At 70.3% G+C, this 4,638-nt stretch carries 6 protein-coding genes; 1 reads left to right on the top strand and 5 read right to left on the bottom strand.

The features are described 5' to 3' along the window. Positions 1-179: 179 nt before the first annotated feature. The 5 genes from ACFRMQ_RS38455 to ACFRMQ_RS38435 all read right to left on the bottom strand — a co-directional run bounded on the left by ACFRMQ_RS38455 (position 180) and on the right by ACFRMQ_RS38435 (position 4,001). Positions 180-695 (bottom strand): MarR family winged helix-turn-helix transcriptional regulator, encoded by a 516-nt coding sequence (locus ACFRMQ_RS38455; protein ID WP_380735529.1) that lies wholly within the window; start codon positions 693-695, stop codon positions 180-182. Between the two features lie 39 nt (positions 696-734). After that, positions 735-1,547, bottom strand: a complete 813-nt coding sequence (locus ACFRMQ_RS38450) for an AIM24 family protein (RefSeq protein WP_380735530.1) — start codon at positions 1,545-1,547, stop codon at positions 735-737. A gap of 239 nt (positions 1,548-1,786) precedes the next feature. Then, positions 1,787-2,437: an AIM24 family protein gene (locus tag ACFRMQ_RS38445; RefSeq protein ID WP_380735528.1), complete on the bottom strand. Its 651-nt coding sequence runs from the start codon at positions 2,435-2,437 to the stop codon at positions 1,787-1,789. Continuing rightward, the gene (locus tag ACFRMQ_RS38440) at positions 2,437-3,075 is read right to left on the bottom strand and encodes an AIM24 family protein (RefSeq protein WP_380735527.1); all 639 of its coding nucleotides are present in this window, start codon (positions 3,073-3,075) and stop codon (positions 2,437-2,439) included. The genes ACFRMQ_RS38445 and ACFRMQ_RS38440 overlap by 1 nt, the downstream gene beginning before the upstream one ends. Before the next feature lie 128 nt (positions 3,076-3,203). Further along, the gene (locus tag ACFRMQ_RS38435; protein ID WP_380735526.1) at positions 3,204-4,001 is read right to left on the bottom strand and encodes a DUF2127 domain-containing protein; all 798 of its coding nucleotides are present in this window, start codon (positions 3,999-4,001) and stop codon (positions 3,204-3,206) included. A gap of 256 nt (positions 4,002-4,257) precedes the next feature. Here ACFRMQ_RS38435 and ACFRMQ_RS38430 point away from each other — a divergent pair, with 256 nt between their 5' ends. Beyond that, positions 4,258-4,584: a DUF3817 domain-containing protein gene (locus ACFRMQ_RS38430; protein WP_117489559.1), complete on the top strand. Its 327-nt coding sequence runs from the start codon at positions 4,258-4,260 to the stop codon at positions 4,582-4,584. Positions 4,585-4,638 lie beyond the last annotated feature (54 nt).

The raw sequence follows: 4,638 nt of genomic DNA, 5'->3' as shown, positions 1-4,638 counted from the left end.
CGGGCGGGTGGGCGCCGAGTCGAAATGGGCCCGCATGTTTGCACGTGGGCCCGTTTGTTCTCGGTCGTTCTGGCCGACTCTGGAGTTCCGAGAGGAGCTGAGATTGAGGGGCGGGAAATGCCGTCGCCGCTCCGGTGGGGCCGAAGCGGCGACGGGGGAGCTTGGTGCTGTGCGGGTGGTCAGGGCTTGCCGCGGAGGCCGCGGAGGTGTTCGGCGATCGGGGCGAGGGCCTCGTACATGGCGTCCAGCTGCTCCGGGGTGAAGCGGTCGATGAAGTGGGCGCGGACGCTGCGCACGTGGTCCGGGGCGACCCGCTGCATGGTCTCCCAGCCCTGCTCGGTGAGGTGGGCGTAGAGGCCGCGCCGGTCGCCGGGACACTCCTGACGGAGCACCAGGCCGGCGTTCTCCATCCGGGTGATCTGGTGGGAGAGGCGGCTCTTCGACTGGAGGGTGGCGGTCGCGAGGTCGGTCATCCGCATCCGGCGGTCCGGGGCCTCGGAGAGGACGACCAGGATCTCGTAGTCGTTGATGGCCAGGTTGTGGGGCTGGAGTTCACGGCTGAGCTGGTAGTCCAGCAGCTTGGCGACCTCCAGATGGGCGCGCCACATCCGCTGCTCCCTGGCGGACAGCCAGGGAGTCTCCTCCTGGGGCTGCGACGAAGGGGCGTCCGCAGTGTCGATCGTGTGCGTATCCATGCCTCTAGCATACCTGATTTAGTTCAATCTTGTACAAGTTTACAGGCCGAAACGTCGACCGAGGTCGCCCAGGTTGCCGAGGCCCGGCAGATTCGGATTCCCGCCGCCCTGCGCGGCCGGCTGGGACGGCACTCCGCCGACCGGCACGCCCGCCTCGGCGTCGATCTGGCCGACCGACCGCTCCGCCATCAGCTTCTCGCTCGACTGCAGCAGCACCTGGCCGGCGCCGACGAACTCGAACTGGTGCTCCTCGCCGGACGCCCCGCCGAAGCCGGTCAGCCGGCGCAGCCCGCCGATCAGCCCGTTCATGTACTCGTGGTCGTAGTGGTGGCACGGCGCCGGGCAGTCCGCCCAGCCGACCAGCGCCTGCGGGTCCACCCGGATCGGGGGCTCGACGAAGTGCACCGGCCCGTTGGAGGCGGCGACGAAGCGGCCGGTGCCGAGCAGGGTGAGGAATCCGGGGATGATCGACTGCTTGAGCCGCAGCGTCGGGTCGAAGGCCAGCAGGTTGCCGGAGCGGACGGTCAGATTGCCGTCGTCCAGGTCGTACGAGTTGAGGTCGAACGCCCGGTCGGCCAGCAGCAGCTTGCCGCGGCCCTCGGCGACCACCCAGTCCGCCGCGTGCATCGGCGAGTTGAAGTGCTGCCCGAGCATCCGGTCGAGCGCCCCGGCGCCGACGCCCTTGAAGCTGATGTCGCCGTAGTAGGCGACCATCTTGCCCTTCTGGAGGAAGTACGAGCCGTTCAGCTCGACCGAGAAGGCGTACGGGTTGACGTTGTCGCCGGCCGGCAGGCTGTGGGCGTCCCACACCACCGGCCCGGTGCCGCCGTGGCCGGTCGGCAGCGGGGCCACCGGGCCGTCGAACTGCTGCTGGGCGTAAGGCTGTTGCCGGGGCGGTGGTGGGGGCTGCTGGGCGTAGGGCTGGGCCGGCGGAGGCTGGTGGCCCGGTGGCGGCGGCGGATAGCCCTGCGACGGCGGCGGCGGGTAGCCCTGCGGCGGACCGTAGTTCGGCGGGACGGGCGGGACGGCGAAGCCGGGCTGGGTCGGCTGGTCGTGCGGCGAACCGTACGGCGGCTGCGGCGGGTAGGACATCAGAGCTTCTCCTCGCTCGCCTGGACGTACACCGCGCCCTGCCCGGACAGTTCCAGCTGGAACGCCTCGCCCGAGCCGCGGCCGATCATCTCGCGCCAACCGATCGCGGTGGAGAGCTTGTTGCGCACGTCGCCGCGGTGCGCCACGTACGCCTGCGGGTCGACGTGCACCGACTGGCCGGGGGTGATCGGCAGCTCGAAGACGCCTCCGTGGGCCATCACCGCGACCGACCCCTGGCCCTCCAGCTTGGTGGTGAACAGCCCCTGCCCGGTGACCTGGCCGCGGACCATGCCCATCACCCCGCCCTGCGAGCCCATGAACATGGTGGACTGGCGCAGCGTGCCCTCGAAGGCGAGCAGCCGGTCCGCCTCGACGTACAGGGTGTCGCCGAACAGGTCGATCACGTGGACGTGGTGGCCGCCGTGGCCGAACATCACCCGGCCCTGGCCCTCGACGGTCATCAGCGGAGTGTCCTCGTTGGCCACCCGGCGGCCGATCATCGACATCACGCCGCCCTGCCCGCCGGTGATGTTCGGCGTGAAGCGGACGTCGCCGCTGTAGGCGAGCATCGCGCCGCGCTGGCTGAACAGCCGCTGCCCGGGCACCACCTGGGCCTCGACCATCTTCCCGTTGATCTTCGTGAAGCCCATCAGACGTCACCCCCGATGGTGACCTTCTCGGAGGGCTGGACGTACACCAGGCCCTCGCCGGTGAACTCGATCTGGACGGCCTCGCCGCCGCCCTCGCCGATCACCGTGGTCCAGCCCGCGCCGGACTTCAGGCTGCGGTGCAGGGTGCCGGTGTGCGCCACGTACGCGCCCGGGTCCACCCGTAGCGGCATGCTCTTGTCGACCCGCAGGATGACGGCCGGGCCGTTCGAGGTGAGCGCCGCCCATCCGTGGCCCTCCACCTTGGTGGTGAACAGGCCGTTGCCGGAGGACATGCCGTTCAGTCCGGTGAAGGTGGTGCCGGTGTGCAGGGCGGACTCCGCGCAGAGCAGGTTGTCCGACTCGACGTACAGCGTCTCGCCGTTCAGCCGGACCAGGCTGATCTCGGTGGCCTTGTCCGCGAAGTAGCAGGTGCCCTGCCCCTTGACCTCCATGACCGTCATCTTCTCGCCGGTCAGCCGGCGGGTGACCATGCCGCGCAGGCCGTCCCCGCCGCCGGTGAGCTTCTTGAAGGTCATCTGCCCGGTGTAGGCGACCATCGAGCCGTGTCTCGCTTTCACGGAGTCCCCGCCCAACTCGACGGCGAGCACCCGCGATCCCTGGAGTCTGAACTGTGCCACGGCCGCAATCTAGCCGCTGCGACGGCGGTCCGGGGAGGGTGCGCGGGGTGACTGGTACGGGGCTGCGACAAAAGCGCAGCCCACGCCGGAGCGCACGCCCCCGATCACGCCGGGGCGTGCGCCCTTGCTCAGGCCCGGGCGGGCGCCTCCTGCCCGGGGTGCGGAACGGTCCCGGCCGCCTCCTCGACCTCCAGCAGCGAGGCCGAGTGGCGCTCCGCCTCGAAGGCGGCCACGCCGCCGCGCAGCCCGAACAGCCGCTTGGAGAGCATGATCCAGAGCACCGCCGCGATGTTCAGCACCAGGGTGCAGATCTTCAGCGCGCTGACGTGGTGGCTCAGCTCGTAGCCCTCCAGCGGCAGGAAGGCCGCGGTGGCGACCACCGTCAGGTACTCGGCCCAGCGCTTGTTCAGCCACAGGCCGACCGCCTCGACGATCTCGATCACCGCGTAGGCGAGCAGCGCGCCCGCGACGACCAGCAGGGTGCTCTTCCTGAAGTCGAAGGTCTTGCGGATCGTCTCGACGATCGGGGCGTGTTCGAGGTCCCAGTGGAAGTGCTCGGTGACCGGCCGGAAGACCGTGAGGTTCTCGTCGAAGATCCGGTGCACCGCGTCCTGGCTGTTGGAGAACTTCCACACGGCCCAGGCGATCAGGATGATCAGCAGTCCGCGCAGCACCCGTTCGACGGCCAGGAAGCGCAGGATGAACAGGTCCCGCAGCGCCTTGCCGCGCGGCACCAGCGGCGCCTCGTCGGCCGGGCCGGAGCCGTGCGGGTCGCCCAGCGCGAAGTCGCCGCAGCGCAGGCAGCGCCAGGCGTCGCCGAGGGCGGTGGAGGCGTGCAGCCGCGAGGCCAGGTCGGGCTCCGTCGGCGCGTAGGTGATGTGGCCGCGCCTGGCGCAGGTCCTGCGGTCCCAGTCGAGTGTGAACATGTGGTGACTACCCCCGTGGTGTGCTGCGTCCGGCGTCCGGATCGATGGGCGCGCGGGGCAGCAGGATAGGGGTTCCCGGCGGCGGGCGGTCGCGCTCGGTGGCGTTCCGGAACACAGCTGTGACAGGGGGGCCGGGGCGCTGTGAGATCGGGCACGGAGGCCACCCCCGGCCGGGGGGCCGCGCGGGTGCTCGGTGATAATGGCCGGAAAGGCTTGTGAGTTGCTTCACAAGCGCGCCCGCGCCTCCGACCCCCGTATTGAGGTATCCATCGTGAACAGCAGCGCCGTCCACCGCCTGCGCCTGGTCTCCGGCCCCGAAGGGGTCTCCTTCATCCTGCTGCTGATCTGCTCGGTGCTGAAGCGGACCACCTCGTTCGACGCCGTCCCGGTGATGGGCATGGTCCACGGGGTCCTGTTCATCCTGTACGTGGTCTTCTGGATCCAGGCCTGGCAGGCGCAGAAGTGGGACGCCAAGCGCGGCGTCCTGATGTTCGTGCTCGCGGTGCTGCCCACCGGCGGCTTCTTCGCCGAGCGGATGCTGGCCAAGGAGGAGCGGGGCGAGCTGAAGCCCGCCACCGCCTGATCCCCGGCTTCCTCGTGGACGGTCGACAGGCTGCCACGGCCTCCTCTCCCAAAG

This window comes from Kitasatospora sp. NPDC056783 (assembly GCF_042789895.1).
Lineage (GTDB): Bacteria > Actinomycetota > Actinomycetes > Streptomycetales > Streptomycetaceae > Kitasatospora.
This window is presented reverse-complemented; position numbering and strand designations above follow the sequence as displayed.